The organism is Bacteroides sp. 4_1_36 (genome assembly GCF_003466325.1).
Lineage (GTDB): Bacteria > Bacteroidota > Bacteroidia > Bacteroidales > Bacteroidaceae > Bacteroides > Bacteroides uniformis.
The window spans coordinates 92,659-109,223 of record NZ_QSOX01000005.1 but is presented as its reverse complement, the minus strand read 5'-3'; the positions used below and the strand labels follow the sequence as shown (position 1 = coordinate 109,223).

Sequence of the window (16,565 nt, the reverse complement as noted above, 5' to 3'; positions counted from 1 at the left end):
ACAATGATTATGAAGAAGAATATATTCAAATTATTTTCGGCTATGGTCGTATCGGCCACGGTATTGACCGGCTGTATAGAAGAGGTTTTCCCCGAAGATTCTACAGCGACCTCCGATCAGATTGGTGCATCGGCTACAGCAATTGAGGCTTCGCTTAATGGCTTGCCATCGCAAATGGTACAGGGTTATCTGGTGTACGGTAAGCAAACCCATGAGACCGACCTTGCTTATCCCTCATTGATGTTGGCCCAGACAGAACTGCTGGGTGATGTTGTGGCTACAGATTACGGGTATGACTGGTGGTGGCGCTTCAATGCCAATAATGGTATGAACGACACCGGCTATTATTCATATTTGCCTTACTTCACCCTATATAAGTTCGTTAAATCGGCCAATGACGTGATTGCGGCCGTTGATGTGACTGATCCCACAATTACCGATGAAATGCGTGGACTTGGAAGTATAGCCCATGCTTTCCGTGCATTGGACTATTATACGCTGATGGTACTTTTCGAACCGGTAGAAAATATCTATACCGATTGTAGCAAGGTACTGGGGCTGACGGTGCCCATTGTGACTGAGGCGACAACTAACGACATTGCGAAGAGCAATCCGCGTGCAACGCACGAAGAATTGGTGAATTTTATTCTTGCCGACCTTGACAAGGCAGAGATCGGTCTGGAGTCTTATACACCTGTCAGTAAGAACTTCCCTGACTTGGCGGTCGTATATGGTCTGAAGGCCAAGGTATATATGTGGGATGGTCAGTTTGCTAAAGCAGCCGAGTATGCCCGCAAGGCTATTGATAAGTCGGGAGCAACACCTATGAGCGAATCACAGTGGCATAATCCCACTACCGGTTTCAATACGGCTACTTCTGCATGGATGTGGTACCTTCACCCCACGGCTTCCAATATGGGTAATCTTGCTAATTTCATTGGTCACATTTCCAATGAAGCGGATTGGGGATATGCTTCTTTGTCTAAGCTCCAGATGGCACGTTCACTTTATGACGCGATTCCTGCTACCGATTTCCGCAAATATTCTTACCTTGACCCGGACAGAAGTACTTACGCTTACCAGTCAGTGAGAGGCAATGCATGGCTGGATGAACAACCGGATTATATGTCATTGAAGTTCCGCCCCGTGGGTGGTGACTATAACACTTATTCTGTGGGTGCGGCTGCAGATATTCCCGTGATGCGTGTGGAAGAGATGTATCTCATAGAGGCTGAAGCAGTAGGTGCCAGCCAGAATGTGGCAGCAGGCGTACAGTTGTTGAATAACTTTATGAAGCAGTACCGCCAGAGCAATTACAATTTCAGTACGGGTGATTTGCGTAATTTCCAACTTGAGGTGTTGAAGCAGATGCGTATCGAGTTCTGGGGTGAGGGAATCGCATTCCCTACGGCTAAACGTCTGAAACCGGATGTCATTCAGAATTATGAGGGTACCAACTTTATAGAAGATATCTTCAAGATAAACTGTAAAGGTGTGAAGCCCAATTGGACATTGATGATTCCTAAGACCGAAGTCGATTCAAATACCGCCCTTCAGGGAATGAACAATCCGGACCCGTCCGGTGCTATTGCTAAACGTCCTACTCCGATAGGGGAGTTTGCACCGGGTAACAATTAACCAATGAACTAACTTTTAATAGAATTTGTATATGAATAAGATATTCAATAAATTGTTTTTGGGCTTGGCCGTATGCGGTTTGGCTATGACGGCTTGTTCAGACGGTGTGGAGTGGGAGCCTTCTCCGGTTCCTACCGAGGGTGTACAAGCTTATATTTATGCTGATAACACTGATTTGACTTATTATCCGAATGATGAACAGTTTTTTGTGGTCAAAATCGGCCGTCAGAAAACAGATGCGGCTGCATCTATCCACTTGACTACAGATGCAGAGAACGTAACAGTGCCGACAACGGTTGATTTTGCTGCCGGTGAAGCACTCAAAGAAGTAAAGATTGCGTTTGACATAGCTGTGGGTACTACTGCATCTTATACTATTGCCATTCCTGAGGAAGATTCCTATGTTTATGGCTCACCCAAGGTGACGGTCAATATAAAGCGTGACTATACTTGGCTCAATATAGGTACAGGCTACTATGCATCTCAATTATTTGGCGAGGGTTGGGATCAACCTGTACTGAAGGCTAAAGAGGCTAATATCTATAAGCTGGAAGATTGCATTACGAAAGGATATCCCATCATGTTTACGTTAAGCGATGACAATCAAGAACTGATAGGTTGGGATCCTCAACCTACTGGTTATGACAAGACGGACTATGGTATGCTATATTTTGCAGCTGCAGGTATGGAGCGTAAAGGGAACGTGTTGTCTTTCCCGATGCAGGGCTTAGTAATACTTGACGGTGGTAAATGGGGAGTACTGTATCAGGGATTCACGGAAACGTTGGAGATGCCGGAAGGGTTCTGATTATCCTGGCAATTAGATAACATGTAATTTGAAATGGCATGTAAGATGAAGTTCGACTTCATTTTACATGCCATTTTTCTATTGTATCTGTTTTTATTTTATTCCCCTTTTTAAGGCGCTTCCGCCAAAATTATTTATATTTGCTGCCCGAACCAACAATACGTATATATAATAAGGTATAGAAACTATGAAAGAATTTGTAATCTCCGAAGCGCAGGCAGAAACAGCGGTATTGGTAGGTCTTGTCACGAAGACTCAGGATGAGCGTAAGACCAATGAATACCTGGACGAGCTTGCATTCTTGGCTGAGACAGCCGGGGCGGAAGTAGTGAAGCGGTTTACCCAAAAGCTGGATGCAGCGCATTCCGTGACTTATGTCGGCAAGGGCAAGCTGGAAGAAATTAAAGAGTATATCCGGAATGAAGAAGAAGCCGAACGCGAAATCGGCATGGTGATTTTTGATGATGAACTCTCCGCCAAGCAGATACGCAATATAGAAGCTGAACTCAAAATCAAGATACTGGACCGTACGTCCTTGATTCTCGATATCTTTGCCATGCGTGCCCAGACTGCCAATGCAAAAACGCAGGTGGAGCTGGCGCAGTATAAGTACATGCTCCCCCGTCTGCAACGTTTGTGGACCCACTTGGAACGCCAGGGTGGTGGCTCCGGTGCCGGTGGAGGTAAAGGTTCCGTGGGACTTCGCGGTCCGGGTGAAACGCAGCTGGAAATGGACCGCCGTATCATCTTGAACCGTATGTCATTGTTGAAGGAGCGTTTGGCTGAGATTGACAAGCAGAAGTCTACCCAGCGGAAGAACCGCGGACGCTTGATTCGTGTGGCATTGGTGGGATATACCAATGTAGGAAAATCCACATTGATGACTTTGCTTTCGAAAAGTGAAGTCTTTGCAGAGAATAAGCTGTTTGCCACGTTGGATACTACGGTGCGTAAGGTGATTATTGAGAACCTGCCGTTCCTGCTATCCGATACGGTGGGCTTTATCCGTAAATTGCCGACGGATTTGGTAGACTCCTTCAAGTCTACTCTGGATGAGGTACGCGAGGCGGACTTGCTGTTGCATATCGTAGACATCTCTCATCCGGATTTTGAAGAACAGATAGAAGTTGTGAACAAGACGTTGGCAGATATCGGTGCCGCCGGTAAGCCCATGATTCTTGTATTCAATAAGATAGACGCTTATACTTATATAGAGAAAGCGGCTGACGACCTTACCCCCAGAACCAAGGAAAACTTGACACTCGAAGAACTGATGAAGACGTGGATGGCTAAGATGGAGGATAACTGCCTCTTTATTTCTGCCCGCGAAAAAATCAATATGGAGGAACTGAAGAGTGTGGTTTATCAGCGTGTGAAGGAATTGCACGTGCAGAAGTACCCCTATAATGACTTTCTTTATCAGACCTACGAAGAAGAAGTTTAATTTTAGTTATGAGTTATAAGTTATGAGTTATTTGCTGGCAGCGGTTTGAATCGGTAGTGCCGGCAAAGGCAATAACTTATAACTCATAACTCATAACTCGTTATAAGGATGAATTACAGAAGACTGACCGAAGATGAAATTCTCCGGTTGAAGAGCCAGTCATGTCTGGCTGATGATTGGGGGAAAGTAACCGTTGCAGAAGAGTTCTCAACGGAATTTGTGCATCATACCCGTTTTTCGGGTGAGGTGTGTTTGGGAGTGTTCCATTCAGAATTTATGTTGCCGGGAGGAATCAGGAAGCATTCCGGTTTGCGGCATGTGACGCTGCATAATGTAACGGTGGGAGATAACTGTTGCATTGAGAATATCCAGAACTACATTGCCAATTATGAAATAGGGCATGACACCTTCATTGAGAATGTGGATATTATTCTGGTAGACGGTGTGTCGAAGTTCGGTAACGGGGTAGAAGTGTCTGTCCTGAATGAGACGGGAGGCCGTGAGGTGCTGATTAATGATAAACTCTCCGCACACCAAGCCTATATTCTGGCGCTTTACCGCCATCGCCCGGAGCTGATTGCACGGATGAAGGAAATCACGGATTTTTATTCCAACAAACATGCTTCTGCTGTAGGAAGCATCGGGAACCATGTAATGATATTGAACACCGGTTCCATAAAGAATGTGCGCATCGGTGATTATTGCCGCATCTGTGGTACATGCCGTCTGTATAACGGAAGCATCAACAGCAACGAGGTGGCGCCGGTACACATCGGGCATGGGGTGATTTGTGATGATTTCATCATCTCTACCGGGTCTCATGTAGATGACGGAGCTATGCTGAGCCGCTGCTTCGTGGGGCAGGCATGCAAGTTGGGACACAACTACTCTGCCTCGGATTCTTTGTTTTTCAGCAACTGCCAGGGAGAGAACGGGGAGGCGTGCGCTATTTTTGCCGGACCCTATACGGTAACCCACCATAAGTCTACGTTGCTGATTGCCGGTATGTTTTCCTTTATGAATGCCGGTTCGGGGTCCAATCAGAGTAACCATATGTATAAGTTAGGACCTATCCATCAAGGCACTTTGGAACGTGGTGCCAAGACGACTTCCGATTCGTACATCCTATGGCCTGCAAGGGTAGGGGCATTCTCTTTGGTAATGGGGCGCCATGTCAACCATTCTGATACTTCGAACCTGCCGTTCTCTTACTTGATAGAGCAGAATAATACCACCTACCTTGTACCCGGTGTCAACCTGCGTAGTGTGGGTACCATCCGTGATGCCCAGAAGTGGCCGAAACGTGACGGGCGTACCGACCCGAACAAACTGGATTACATCAACTATAATCTTCTCAGCCCCTACACGGTGCAGAAAATGTTCAAGGGACGGGAAACGTTGCAGAATCTGCGTCATGCCAGTGGCGAGCTTTCGGATATCTATTCTTTCCATAGTGCGAAGATACGTAACTCGGCTTTGGTGAAAGGTATCCGCTTCTATGAAATAGCCATTCATAAGTTCCTCGGAAACTCTGTCATCAAGCGCTTGGAAGGCATTGACTTCCGGAGCAATGAAGAAATACGTGCCCGTTTGAAGCCCGATACTGCCATTGGCAGCGGCGAATGGGTGGATATTTCCGGATTGATAGCCCCAAAGAGTGAGATAGATGCGCTGATAGACGGTATTGAGTCCGGCAAAGTCAATCGCTTGAAGTCTATCAATGCCGAGTTTGAGAAGATGCACAGCAACTACTATACCTACGAATGGACCTGGGCGTATGAGAAGTTGGAAGAGTTCTATGGTATCAAGCCGGAAGGTATGACGGCAGAAGACGTCATACATATTGTCGAAAAATGGAAAGAAGCAGTAGTTGGCCTCGACCGCATGGTGTATGAGGATGCTAAGAAAGAATTTTCACTGGCTTCCATGACGGGCTTTGGAGCTGACGGCTCACGCTTGGAAAAGGAACTCGATTTTGAGCAGGTACGCGGCGACTTTGAAAGCAATCCGTTTGTAATGGCTGTGCTGAAACACATTGAGGTGAAGACGGCGCTGGGCGATGAACTGATAGGGCGGATGCAGCGGGTGTCAGAAAATTAATTATGATTTGTTGCGTTTTTACTCTAATTAAAGAATTATTTCAATAATAGTTTTTACCTTTGCTCGGTAAAGGCGATTTTGTGCTGCCTTTGCTACCCGAATCACTTTTAAACATTAAATATACGAGTAATTATGGCAACAACACCTCCGTTCAAGTATCAGCCCATGTTCGAGAAGGGGAAAGATACTACTGAGTATTATCTGCTTACAAAAGATTACGTGTCAGTAAGCGAGTTTGAAGGAAAACCTATCCTGAAGATTGAAAAAGAAGGTTTGACGGCAATGGCCAATGCGGCTTTCCGTGATGTGTCGTTCATGTTGCGTCGTTCGCACAACGAGCAGGTTGCTAAGATTCTGAGTGACCCCGAAGCAAGCGATAACGATAAATACGTGGCACTCACCTTCCTGCGCAATGCAGAGGTAGCATCCAAGGGGGTACTTCCTTTCTGCCAGGATACGGGTACGGCAATCATCCACGGCGAAAAGGGACAACAAGTATGGACCGGCTACTGTGATGAAGAAGCTCTCTCACTGGGTGTTTACAAGACTTATACCGAAGAGAACCTGCGCTATTCGCAGAATGCTCCCCTCACCATGTACGATGAGGTGAATACGAAGTGCAACCTTCCCGCACAGATTGACATCGAAGCTACGGAAGGTATGGAGTACGAGTTCCTCTGCGTAACCAAGGGTGGTGGCTCTGCCAACAAGACTTATCTCTACCAGGAGACAAAGGCTATCCTCAACCCCGAAACATTGGTTCCCTTCCTTATCTCAAAAATCAAGACTTTGGGTACGGCAGCTTGTCCTCCCTATCACATCGCATTCGTTATCGGCGGTACCTCTGCCGAAAAGAACTTGCTGACTGTGAAACTGGCTTCCACCCACTTCTACGATAACCTACCCACTACCGGCAATGAGTTCGGCCGCGCTTTCCGCGATGTGGAACTGGAGAAGCTGGTACTGGAAGAAGCTCATAAGATTGGCCTCGGTGCCCAGTTCGGCGGCAAGTATCTGGCTCACGACATCCGCATCATCCGCCTGCCGCGTCACGGCGCTTCCTGCCCCGTGGGTCTGGGCGTTTCCTGCTCTGCCGACCGCAACATCAAGTGTAAAATCAATAAAGAAGGTATCTGGATTGAAAAGCTCGACAGCAATCCGGGTGAACTGATTCCCGAAGAACTCCGTAAAGCCGGTGAAGGCGACGTGGTGAAGATTGACTTGAACCAGCCGATGGCCGATATTCTGAAGGAACTGACCAAGTATCCGGTTTCCACCCGTTTGTCTCTGAATGGAACCATTATCGTAGGCCGTGACATCGCACACGCCAAGCTGAAAGAACGTCTGGACCGTGGCGAAGACCTGCCGCAGTACATCAAAGACCATCCCATCTACTACGCCGGTCCTGCCAAGACTCCTCAAGGCATGGCTTGCGGCTCCATGGGCCCGACTACTGCCGGACGTATGGACCCGTATGTAGACCTCTTCCAAAGCCACGGCGGCAGCATGATTATGCTTGCCAAAGGTAACCGCAGCCAGCAAGTGACAGATGCCTGCCAAAAGTATGGCGGTTTCTACTTGGGCTCTATCGGTGGTCCTGCCGCTATCTTGGCACAGAACAACATCAAGAGCATTGAGTGCGTGGAATATCCCGAACTCGGTATGGAAGCTATCTGGAAGATTGAGGTGGAGAACTTCCCTGCATTCATCTTGGTGGACGATAAGGGCAACGACTTCTTCAAGCAACTGAAGCCCTGGAATTGCAGCAAGTAAAACAGAAGCCTTTTAGAAAGGCATAATATAAGGAAAGCCGTAACGGAGAAAATCTTGTTACGGCTTTTTTGTTTTGTAGAGGAAAACAAAGTGTTTCGCGGCATAGAACACTCTGTTTCATCAAGCAAAACAAACTGTTCCTTTATGTTGAAACAAATTGTTTCAATAGGAAGAAACAAACTGTTCTTTCATGTTGGAACAAAGTGTTCTTCCCTATTGGAACACTCTGTTCCGCCTTGATAAAACAGATTGTTCTCTATAGGAGAATAAAACTGAAACTCGTTTGTTGTCGTATTTTTGTTACATTCTCCTTTTCATTTCTCGGTTAACTTCTTTATCTTTAGCCCTCCAAACAACCAATTTAATAAAACATGGAACTGACTCTTACACGACAAACTCCGGCACAACACATCGTATGGCTGGATGTGGTACGCCTTGTTGCAATGTTTACAGTAGTTTGCTGCCATTGCACAGACCCTTTTAACTTCTATCCGGGCACATCGCCCGACATTGTTGACATCAAGTTCTGGGGAGCTGTCTACGGTGCGGCGCTCCGTCCTTGCGTACCGCTTTTTGTAATGATTACCGGTGCATTGCTGTTGCCGGTACGGGGTGACGCCTCGGCATTCTACAAGAAACGTATCCCCCGCGTATTCTTTCCTTTCCTCATCTGGTCTGTGATTTACAATCTGTTCCCCTGGATAACGGGACTGCTGGGAGTGGAGCCGAAAGTGATTCTGGATTTCTTCCCTTATTCGGGTGAGGAAGTGATGCGCCAGTCTCTGGCAGTGAGCCTGGGATATATTGCAGAAATGCCTTTTAATTTCTCTCTATTGGATGTACACATGTGGTATATCTATCTGCTGATAGGGCTTTATCTCTATCTTCCGATATTCTCGGCATGGGTGGAGAAGGCCTCGGAACGTGCCAAACTATGGTTTCTTGCAGCATGGGGAGTGACACTGCTGCTGCCTTATTATACCGAGTTTGCCGCTCCGTACCTTTGGGGGACTTGCTCGTGGAACTCGTTCGGTATGCTGTATTACTTTGCCGGTTTTAACGGCTACCTATTGTTGGGCCATTATCTGAGGAACCATAACTGGACGGGCCGGCAACTCTGTGGCATCGGCATTCCCATGTTTGCCATTGGCTATGCCGTAACATTCCTTGGTTTCCGTCGTATGACCTCCTTGCCGGATTTTACGGATGAGATGCTCGAACTCTTCTTCACCTACTGTTCGCTGAATGTAGTAATGATGACCATCCCCGTGTTTATGCTTTGCAAGCGGGCCAATTTCCGTTCGGAGCGCATCAAGAAAGCATTGGCAAACTTGACGCTCTGTGGTTTTGGAGTCTATATGATACACTATTTCTTTACCGGACCGAGCGTAGTCCTGATGCGTGCTATCCATGTTCCTATCTATCTTCAGATACCTTGTGCCGCAGTCGTCGCTTTCTGTACTTCCTGGTTTCTGGTGGCAATGGCATACCGTTGTTTCGGGAAGCGGACCAAGTGGGTGCTGGGGTAGTTTGGATGAAAGATTGTTTATCTTTAAAGGAGGAGATTTAGGGCTTATTATCTTCTCCAGATTCTCCACATATAGTAAGCGCAGTGCGTGAATGCGAAAACAAACGAGATAATCAGCAGCACTTTGCTTTCTCCCCATCCCACAGTCTGTTGGTGCCACAGTCCGGTGATGACACAAAGAACGGCAAGGATAAGTCCAATCATGTTCAAGGTCACCTGCCCGTGGCGGGTGTCGCCTCCATGCTCCAGCTTACTGTGCTTCATGCCGTAGCCCACGTAGATGTCCAGACCGATGAGCATCCACAGCACCAGGCGTATCCATGTATCGGCAGGAAGGAACAACATCATGCAAAGGCAAGTAAGAATACCCAGTATGGGGATAAGTGGAACAAGTGGGGTTTTAAAGGAACGGGGCACGTCAGGCATGGTTCTGCGTACTACCAGTACAGCGGCACAGACCAGCGTGAAGGCCATCAGCGTGCCGATGCTTGTCATCTCTCCGGCCAGCCGTGCGGGTACAAAAGCTGCCAGCAGGCCCACAAGTACCATGAAGAGCAGGTTGCTGCGTGCCGGAGTACGGAACTTTTCGTTGATATGCGAGAAGAAAGGAGGCAGCAGCCCGTCATGGCTCATGCTTAGGAATACGCGGCTCTGTCCCAGCAGTGTCACCATGATGACGGAGCAATATCCGAACAGAATGGACAGCACGATGGCACGGTTCAGCCAGGGATAGTCCGGCTGGATGATACCTGCAGCATCAGCCTGCCCCATGTGCTCTATGGCTATGGCAACGGGAGCAATGCCTTGCTGTCCGCTGAAGGCGGTGTAGTGTGCCACTCCCGTCATGACGTGGGCAAAAACCATATAGAGCACGGTGCATACCAGCAAGGAGACCAGAATGCCGATAGGCATGTTCCGCTTCGGGTTCTTCGTCTCTTGGGCGGCTGTGCTCACAGCGTCGAACCCGAGGAAGGCGAAGAATACGATGGCCGCCCCTCGCAGGATGCCGGAGAAGCCATATTCGCCCAGCACGCCCGTATTGGCAGGGATGTAAGGTGTATAGTTGTCGGTATTGATGTATTTCCAGCCGAGTATGACAAAAATCAGTATGACGGAAACCTTCAGGAATACAATGAAGCCGTTGAAGATGGAGCTGCCTTCCGTACCCCGTATCAGGAAGAGGCTCATCAGCACGACGATAAGGAAGGCGGGGATATTTACGACTCCACCATCCCAGGGACAGGCGGTGAGGACTTGCGGTAGATGTATGTCCAGTCCCTCGAGAAAGACGACCAGATAGCGGCTCCAACTGATGCTTACCGTGGTTGCGGCTACGGTGTATTCCAATACCAGGTCCCACCCGATAATCCAGGCGATGAGTTCGCCCATCGTGGCATACGAGTAGGTGTATGCGCTGCCGGCTACGGGTATCATGGATGCAAATTCCGCATAACATAGTCCGGCGAAGCAGCATCCCAGTGCGGCAATGGCAAAGGACAGTGTGATGGCCGGTCCCGTATAGCCTGCCGCCACCGTTCCGGTGATGGAGAATAGACCCGCTCCGATGATGACTCCCACGCCCAGGGCAACAAGGCTCCACGGACCAAGTACACGTTTCAATGTTTTCTTTCCGGAGGCATTCGCCTCCGCTTGCAGTGCCTCGAATGGCTTTCTGATGAATAATCCCATTGTGCTTTAATTCTGATAAATCGGGCGTAAAGGTACGGATTATATTGCTTATTCCATATAGCGCGCTACTTTTCCACTGATTTGCAGTAGGGAGATTTCACATAATTTGGTATCATATTCCGCGGAGAGAATACGTTCTTCTGCATCCAGCAGACTCTTTTGGGCTTCGCGCATCTCGATTCCCGAGAGGTTGCCCAGCATATATCGTTCCATGGCAATCTCGTGGTTCTCCTTGGCAGCCACAAGGTTCTGGCGTTCCAGGTTCAGCATTTGCAGGTTGTTTTGGTAGGCCTGCCATAGGTTGCTGAGGTCGGCGCGCAGGGCCTGCTCCAGTTGCTCCCGTTCCAGGCGAGCATTCTGTACGGCAATGCGGGCATTCTTGCGTTCGCGGCGCCGGTTGCCGTCGAACAGATTGAAGCCGACCGTGACGCCGAAGTTCAGACCGAGGTTGCTGCGGCGGCTGTTGGCAGAGATGTCATACTTGTTGAGGGTGTAGCCGTATCCGCCGTTCATCTTCACGTATGGGTAGTCGCGCGAGCAGACTTTCTTGTAGTCCAGACGGGCCAGGGTATTGTTCTGTTCGGCACGTAGCAGTGAGGCGTTGATGGTGAGGGTGGCGTTCCACAGCTCCTCGAAGTTCAGGGAGGCGGTCACGTTGATGAGGCTGTCTTGTATGATAAACGGCTGGTCTACATCTTTGTTTGCCATGAGTTCGTTCAGCTGGATACGTGAGGTGTGCAGCAGTTCCTGCTGTTTCATGTATTGGGCACTGTCGGCATTGAAGTCCACTTTGGCCTGCTGGTAGTCCAGGCGCGAGAAGTTACCGATGTGGTAACGCTCTTCCACAATGCGCAGGCGCTCTTTGGATAGCGATACGGCATAACGGAAGTTCTTCAAGCGGATTTTTTGCTGCACATAGTTATAGTATTCGGCGGCTATGTTGGCTATCAGGTCCTCGATGGCGATGCGCGTATTGGTCTCGCCTTGGCGTTCCAGCTCCTTGAGCCGTTGGTAGTTGGCGGTAATGTTGAAACCGTCGAAGATGGTCCAGTTCAGGTTGATGCCTGCATCGAGAGTTTGGTCAAACACTCCGTTGTCCTTGGTTGTCTCTCCGGTGGCTCGGGCTTTGGTCTCGGTATTGTCTATGGTTCCCTTGTAGCCGGCGGAGAGGCCCAGTGTGGGCAGGTAGCCCGCATTGCCCAGTGTGGCGTTGTTCTTGCTGACCTGCTCTTCATTGCGGACAATGCGCAGGGAGTAGTTGTTCAGCAATCCTTGCTCCAGGCAGGACTTCAAGGTGTAGGTAGGCGCAGGCTGTGCATAAAGGCCCAGCGCTGTGCAGGCAGTGGCTATGAAAATTAAAACAATGCGTTTCATTCGGTCTTCAGTTTACTTCGGTTCGTTGATACATAACTATATATGGCAGGCACGATGTACATCGTCAGCAGTGTGGAGATGAGCATGCCGCCTACGACGGCAGTACCCATGGCGATGCGCTGGTTGCAGCCTTCGCCGGTGGCGTAGGCAAGCGGTATCAATCCCAGGATGGTGGAGGCACTCGTCATCAGGATGGGGCGCAGACGTTGCAGGGAGGCGTCCTTGATGGCTCGCATCTTGTCTTCACCCGCTTCCTGCTTCTGATTGGCAAATTCCACAATCAGAATACCGTTCTTTGCCACTAGACCAATCAGCATGATAATACCAATCTGGCTGAATATATTCATCGTAATCCCCCCGAAATACATGAACACCAGTGCGCCGGCAATGGCGAGAGGCACCGTCAACATGATAATCAGCGGGTCCTTGAAGCTTTCGAACTGGGCGGCCAGAATCAGGTAAATCAGCACGATGGCCAGAATGAAGGCGAACATCAGACTGGAGGAACTCTCCCTATACTCTTTGGAGTCTCCGGTCAGTGCGGTGCGGAAGGTCTCGTCCAGCGTCTCCTTGGCAATCTTGTCCATTTCATCCAGACCTTGTCCGATGGTCTTGCCGTCCGCCAGTCCCGCGGAGATGGTGGCGGAAACGAAACGGTTGTAACGGTACAGTTTCGGAGGTGCGATGCCGCCGGTAAGCTCAATTAGGTTGTCCAGCTGTACCATGTTCCCGTTGTCGCTTCGGATATAGATGCCTTTCAGGTCGGCGGGCTTGTTGCGTTGCTGGCGGTTGATTTCGCCTAATATCTCGTATTGCTTTCCGTTCATGTAGAAGTAGCCCATGCGCTGTCCGCTCAAGCCGTATTGCAGGGTTTGGGCAATGTTCTTGGTGCTTACGCCCATGATGCTCGCCTTGTCACGGTTGATGTTGATGCGTGCTTCAGGCTTGCTGAACTTCAAGTTTACGTCTGCCATCTGGAATACCGGATTTTCGTAGACCTTCGTCATGAACTTGGGGAGCACCTCCTGCAATTTCTCGATATTGGTTGCCTGCAATACATACTGCACGGGCATACCGCCGCGCCGTCCTCCGAATGAGGAGGACTGCTGTACGAAAGAGCGTGCCATGGTCTTTTTCTGCACTGCCTTCGACAACTTTTCGGCAACTTCCATCTGGGTATAGTCACGGTCTTTCATGTCTTTCAGTGTGATACGTACGTTACCGCTACCACTGGATACACGCGCTGTTACCGCTTCTGCATCCGGGATAATGGAGTCCACCAGATGATTGATGTCTTCGGTATAGTCGCGGATATATTCGTAAGTCACTCCTTCGGCACCCATTGTATTGATACTGATTTGCGAACGGTCCTCCAATGGCGCCATTTCAGCCGGGATAGTATTCCAAAGGACTCCGATAAGCAGGATGGTGACGATGGTGAAGGGCAGGGCAATCCAGCGCCGTTTCAGGAAGGCGGCCAGTGACTGGCTGTATACCCGGTTCATCCCTTCGAAGAAAGGTTCGGTCTTGCGATAGAACCAGCTCTGCTGTTCCCTTTTGATTAAAAGTTTGGTGGCAAGCATCGGCGTAAAAGTCAATGCGGCGAAGGAGGAGATAATCACCGAACCGGAGACCACGATACTGAATTCGCGGAACAGTCGTCCTGTCGTACCGTCCATGAATACAATAGGGAAGAATACCGCCACCAGCGTAATGGTAGTGGAGATGACGGCAAAGAAAATCTCCTTGGCTCCTTCTATGCCGGCTTCTTTCGGGGGCATCCCTTTCTCGATGCGGACATAAATGTTCTCCGTCATCACGATGGCGTCGTCCACCACCAAGCCCACGGCAAGCACCACGGCAAGCATGGAGAGCACATTGATGGAGAAACCGGCCAGATACATGACGAAGAAAGCTCCAATCAGCGAAACGGGGATTACAATACATGGCACAAGCGTCACACGCCAATCGCGCAAGAAGAGGAAAATGATGATGATAACCAGTACAAAGGCCTCATACACCGTCTGCTTCACCTCGTCGATAGAAGCGCGGATAAACTTGGTATTGTCAAAACCGTAGTTGTAATGAACATCTTCGGGAAGGTCTTTCTTCATCTTCTCCATGCGGTCATATACGGCGTTGGCTATTTCAATGTGGTTGGCACCCGGCTGCGGAATTACTACGACACCTACCATGGGCACACCGTTCATCTTCATATAACTTTTGATGTCGGCTGGTCCCAGTTCGGCACGTCCAATGTCGCTGAAGCGGACAATACGGTTACCGTCTTCCTTCAGGATAAGATTGTTGAACTCTTCGGCTGTATGCATCAGACCCAACGTACGGATGGTGAGCTCGGTAGTGTTTCCTTCGATACTTCCGGAAGGGAGCTCTACGTTTTCGTTGTCCACCGCATTCTTTACATCCAGAGGAGTGATTCCATAGCCGGACATCTTGATGGGGTCCAGCCAAAGCCGCATGGAATAGCGCTTTTCTCCCCAGATACTTACACTACTTACATCTGAAATAGTCTGAAGCTGCTCCTTGACAGTCAGGTCGGCTATTTCACTGAGCTCCAGTAGGGAACGTTTGTCACTTTGGAGGGCAACCATCAGGATAGGGGTGGCGTCCGCATCGGCTTTTGATACGGTAGGCGGGTCACAGTCACGAGGCAGATAGCGTTGTGCACGCGACACTTTATCACGTACGTCGTTGGCGGCGGTTTCCAGGTCAACGGAAAGCTCAAACTCTACTGTAATGCGTGATGAGCCTTGCTGGCTGACACTGGAGAGGGAGCGTATGCCGGGAATACCGTTGATGTTCTGCTCCAGAGGCTCCGTTATCTGGTTCTCGATGACATCGGCGTTGGCACCCGGATAGGAGCAGGATACTGATATGATGGGATTGTCTACAGATGGGTACTCGCGTACACCCAGATAATTGTAGCCGATGAAGCCAAACAGCAGGATTATCAGGGTAAGTACTGTCGAGAGTACCGGTCGCCGTATACTTAATTCGGATATATTCATTCTTTACAATTGATAATTAACGGTTGATAATTGACAGTTGTCAATTGATATTGTCCAGTGTTACCGGTAGTCCGGTACGGAGTTGCAGGGTTCCCGAGGTGATGATGGTATCTCCTGCCTGCAAGCCTTGCAATACTTGTACTTCCGCTTCCGTACGGATTCCCGTAGTAATCTCTACCGGCTGGGCTTTTCCCGACTTATAGAGGAATATCTTGTCTTTTCCCATTTCCGGCACAATGGCTTCGGACGGTACGGCAAGGGCGTCCTGAATTTCATCCTTGTTCAGCTTGATGCTGGCATAGCGGCCCGGAAGCACAGCTCCGTTGGCATTGGGATAAAGTGCACGGATTGTCAGGGTATGGGTAGTAGGGTCTATCTTTGATTCGCGTGCATAAACCGTGGCGTGGAAGGTATTTAGCTTTCCTTCGAGAGTGAAGTCCAGTCCGGCGCCGGTCTTTACGTCATTGGCATACCGCTCGGGTACGGCAAATTCCACCTTCAACGGCGAAATCTTGGTGAGTTTGGCTACAATGGTTGTAGGGGAAGCGTAAGTACCCACACTGACTTGGCGCAGACCGATGACACCGTCGAAAGGAGCACGCAGCTCAGTTTGTGCGATGTTCGATTCTATCAGGTCAATGTCGGCATTCAGGGTGGCCAGCTCGGTCTTTACTTGTTCGTAGGCTTCTTTACTGACCGCATCCCTTTCCAGCAGGGCGTTCTGGCGAAACACGCGGTCTTCTGCCAACTTTAATTGGGAGACGAGGCGTTGCAATTGTGCTTGCAGCGGCCGGTCATTAACTTTGGCAAGTAATTGTCCTTTCTTGACGAAGCTGCCTTCTTCAAAATTTATCTCTATGATTTTGCCGGATGTCTCGAAAGAAAGGTCCACTTCCTCATCCGGCAGCAGGCTGCCGCTGATTTGTATTTCATCCTTCAGCAGTTGCGGTTTGATTATTTTTGCGTTTACGTTTAGAATTTTCTTACCGCTACGTTGACCGGTCATCACCTTGTCTGCAGCGGCTAATTCTTCATTCTCTTTAGGTAATTGGGAGTAGATTCCTCCTCCAATCAGTCCGGCACCAATCACGATAATGATGCCCCATTTAACTCTCTTATTCATGTTGTAGTATTAGTAGTAATAAAATCAGCCTTAGATTAGACTACGGGAAAAGAGAATAG

The 16,565-nt window shown here is 49.2% G+C and carries 10 protein-coding genes; 6 read left to right on the top strand and 4 right to left on the bottom strand.

Annotated elements, in window-relative coordinates; translation table 11 throughout:
• The first annotated feature begins 9 nt into the window (after positions 1 to 9).
• The 6 genes from DXD65_RS07275 to DXD65_RS07245 all read left to right on the top strand — a co-directional run bounded on the left by DXD65_RS07275 (position 10) and on the right by DXD65_RS07245 (position 9,292).
• The gene (locus tag DXD65_RS07275; RefSeq protein ID WP_227224418.1) at positions 10 to 1,638 is read left to right on the top strand and encodes a RagB/SusD family nutrient uptake outer membrane protein; all 1,629 of its coding nucleotides are present in this window, start codon (positions 10 to 12) and stop codon (positions 1,636 to 1,638) included.
• A 31-nt stretch (positions 1,639 to 1,669) separates the two neighbouring features.
• Positions 1,670 to 2,446 (top strand): hypothetical protein, encoded by a 777-nt coding sequence (locus DXD65_RS07270; protein WP_008665763.1) that lies wholly within the window; start codon positions 1,670 to 1,672, stop codon positions 2,444 to 2,446.
• Positions 2,447 to 2,633: 187 nt separating this feature from the next.
• Complete coding sequence (hflX, locus tag DXD65_RS07265; protein WP_005824258.1) at positions 2,634 to 3,890, top strand: GTPase HflX; 1,257 nt, start codon at positions 2,634 to 2,636, stop codon at positions 3,888 to 3,890.
• Between the two features lie 108 nt (positions 3,891 to 3,998).
• Positions 3,999 to 5,990 (top strand): DUF4954 family protein, encoded by a 1,992-nt coding sequence (locus tag DXD65_RS07260; RefSeq protein WP_005824256.1) that lies wholly within the window; start codon positions 3,999 to 4,001, stop codon positions 5,988 to 5,990.
• A gap of 132 nt (positions 5,991 to 6,122) precedes the next feature.
• Positions 6,123 to 7,763: a fumarate hydratase gene (locus DXD65_RS07255; protein ID WP_005824254.1), complete on the top strand. Its 1,641-nt coding sequence runs from the start codon at positions 6,123 to 6,125 to the stop codon at positions 7,761 to 7,763.
• A gap of 371 nt (positions 7,764 to 8,134) precedes the next feature.
• Positions 8,135 to 9,292, top strand: coding sequence for an acyltransferase (locus DXD65_RS07245; protein WP_016274176.1), 1,158 nt, complete (start codon positions 8,135 to 8,137; stop codon positions 9,290 to 9,292).
• A gap of 47 nt (positions 9,293 to 9,339) precedes the next feature.
• Here DXD65_RS07245 and DXD65_RS07240 read toward each other — a convergent pair whose 3' ends face one another.
• From DXD65_RS07240 to DXD65_RS07225, 4 genes are read right to left on the bottom strand one after another with little or no spacing between them, the layout of a single operon-like run.
• Positions 9,340 to 10,980, bottom strand: a complete 1,641-nt coding sequence (locus DXD65_RS07240; protein WP_044467866.1) for an amino acid permease — start codon at positions 10,978 to 10,980, stop codon at positions 9,340 to 9,342.
• Between the two features lie 48 nt (positions 10,981 to 11,028).
• Complete coding sequence (locus DXD65_RS07235; RefSeq protein WP_022402284.1) at positions 11,029 to 12,354, bottom strand: TolC family protein; 1,326 nt, start codon at positions 12,352 to 12,354, stop codon at positions 11,029 to 11,031.
• Positions 12,351 to 15,383 carry an efflux RND transporter permease subunit gene (locus tag DXD65_RS07230; RefSeq protein WP_057087088.1) on the bottom strand — a complete coding sequence of 1,011 codons (3,033 nt, stop codon included), beginning with the start codon at positions 15,381 to 15,383 and terminating at the stop codon, positions 12,351 to 12,353. The genes DXD65_RS07235 and DXD65_RS07230 overlap by 4 nt, the downstream gene beginning before the upstream one ends.
• Positions 15,384 to 15,423: 40 nt before the next feature.
• Complete coding sequence (locus tag DXD65_RS07225) at positions 15,424 to 16,506, bottom strand: efflux RND transporter periplasmic adaptor subunit (RefSeq protein ID WP_005824248.1); 1,083 nt, start codon at positions 16,504 to 16,506, stop codon at positions 15,424 to 15,426.
• Positions 16,507 to 16,565 lie beyond the last annotated feature (59 nt).

What these genes read in the sequence shown, in the direction of transcription:
- DXD65_RS07275 (WP_227224418.1), top strand. Translation starts at nt 10, where the DNA reads ATGAAGAAGAATATATTCAAATTATTTTCGGCTATGGTCGTATCGGCC.
- DXD65_RS07270 (WP_008665763.1), top strand. Translation starts at nt 1,670, where the DNA reads ATGAATAAGATATTCAATAAATTGTTTTTGGGCTTGGCCGTATGCGGT.
- hflX (WP_005824258.1), top strand. Translation starts at nt 2,634, where the DNA reads ATGAAAGAATTTGTAATCTCCGAAGCGCAGGCAGAAACAGCGGTATTG.
- DXD65_RS07260 (WP_005824256.1), top strand. Translation starts at nt 3,999, where the DNA reads ATGAATTACAGAAGACTGACCGAAGATGAAATTCTCCGGTTGAAGAGC.
- DXD65_RS07255 (WP_005824254.1), top strand. Translation starts at nt 6,123, where the DNA reads ATGGCAACAACACCTCCGTTCAAGTATCAGCCCATGTTCGAGAAGGGG.
- DXD65_RS07245 (WP_016274176.1), top strand. Translation starts at nt 8,135, where the DNA reads ATGGAACTGACTCTTACACGACAAACTCCGGCACAACACATCGTATGG.
- DXD65_RS07240 (WP_044467866.1), bottom strand. Translation starts at nt 10,980, where the DNA reads ATGGGATTATTCATCAGAAAGCCATTCGAGGCACTGCAAGCGGAGGCG.
- DXD65_RS07235 (WP_022402284.1), bottom strand. Translation starts at nt 12,354, where the DNA reads ATGAAACGCATTGTTTTAATTTTCATAGCCACTGCCTGCACAGCGCTG.
- DXD65_RS07230 (WP_057087088.1), bottom strand. Translation starts at nt 15,383, where the DNA reads ATGAATATATCCGAATTAAGTATACGGCGACCGGTACTCTCGACAGTA.
- DXD65_RS07225 (WP_005824248.1), bottom strand. Translation starts at nt 16,506, where the DNA reads ATGAATAAGAGAGTTAAATGGGGCATCATTATCGTGATTGGTGCCGGA.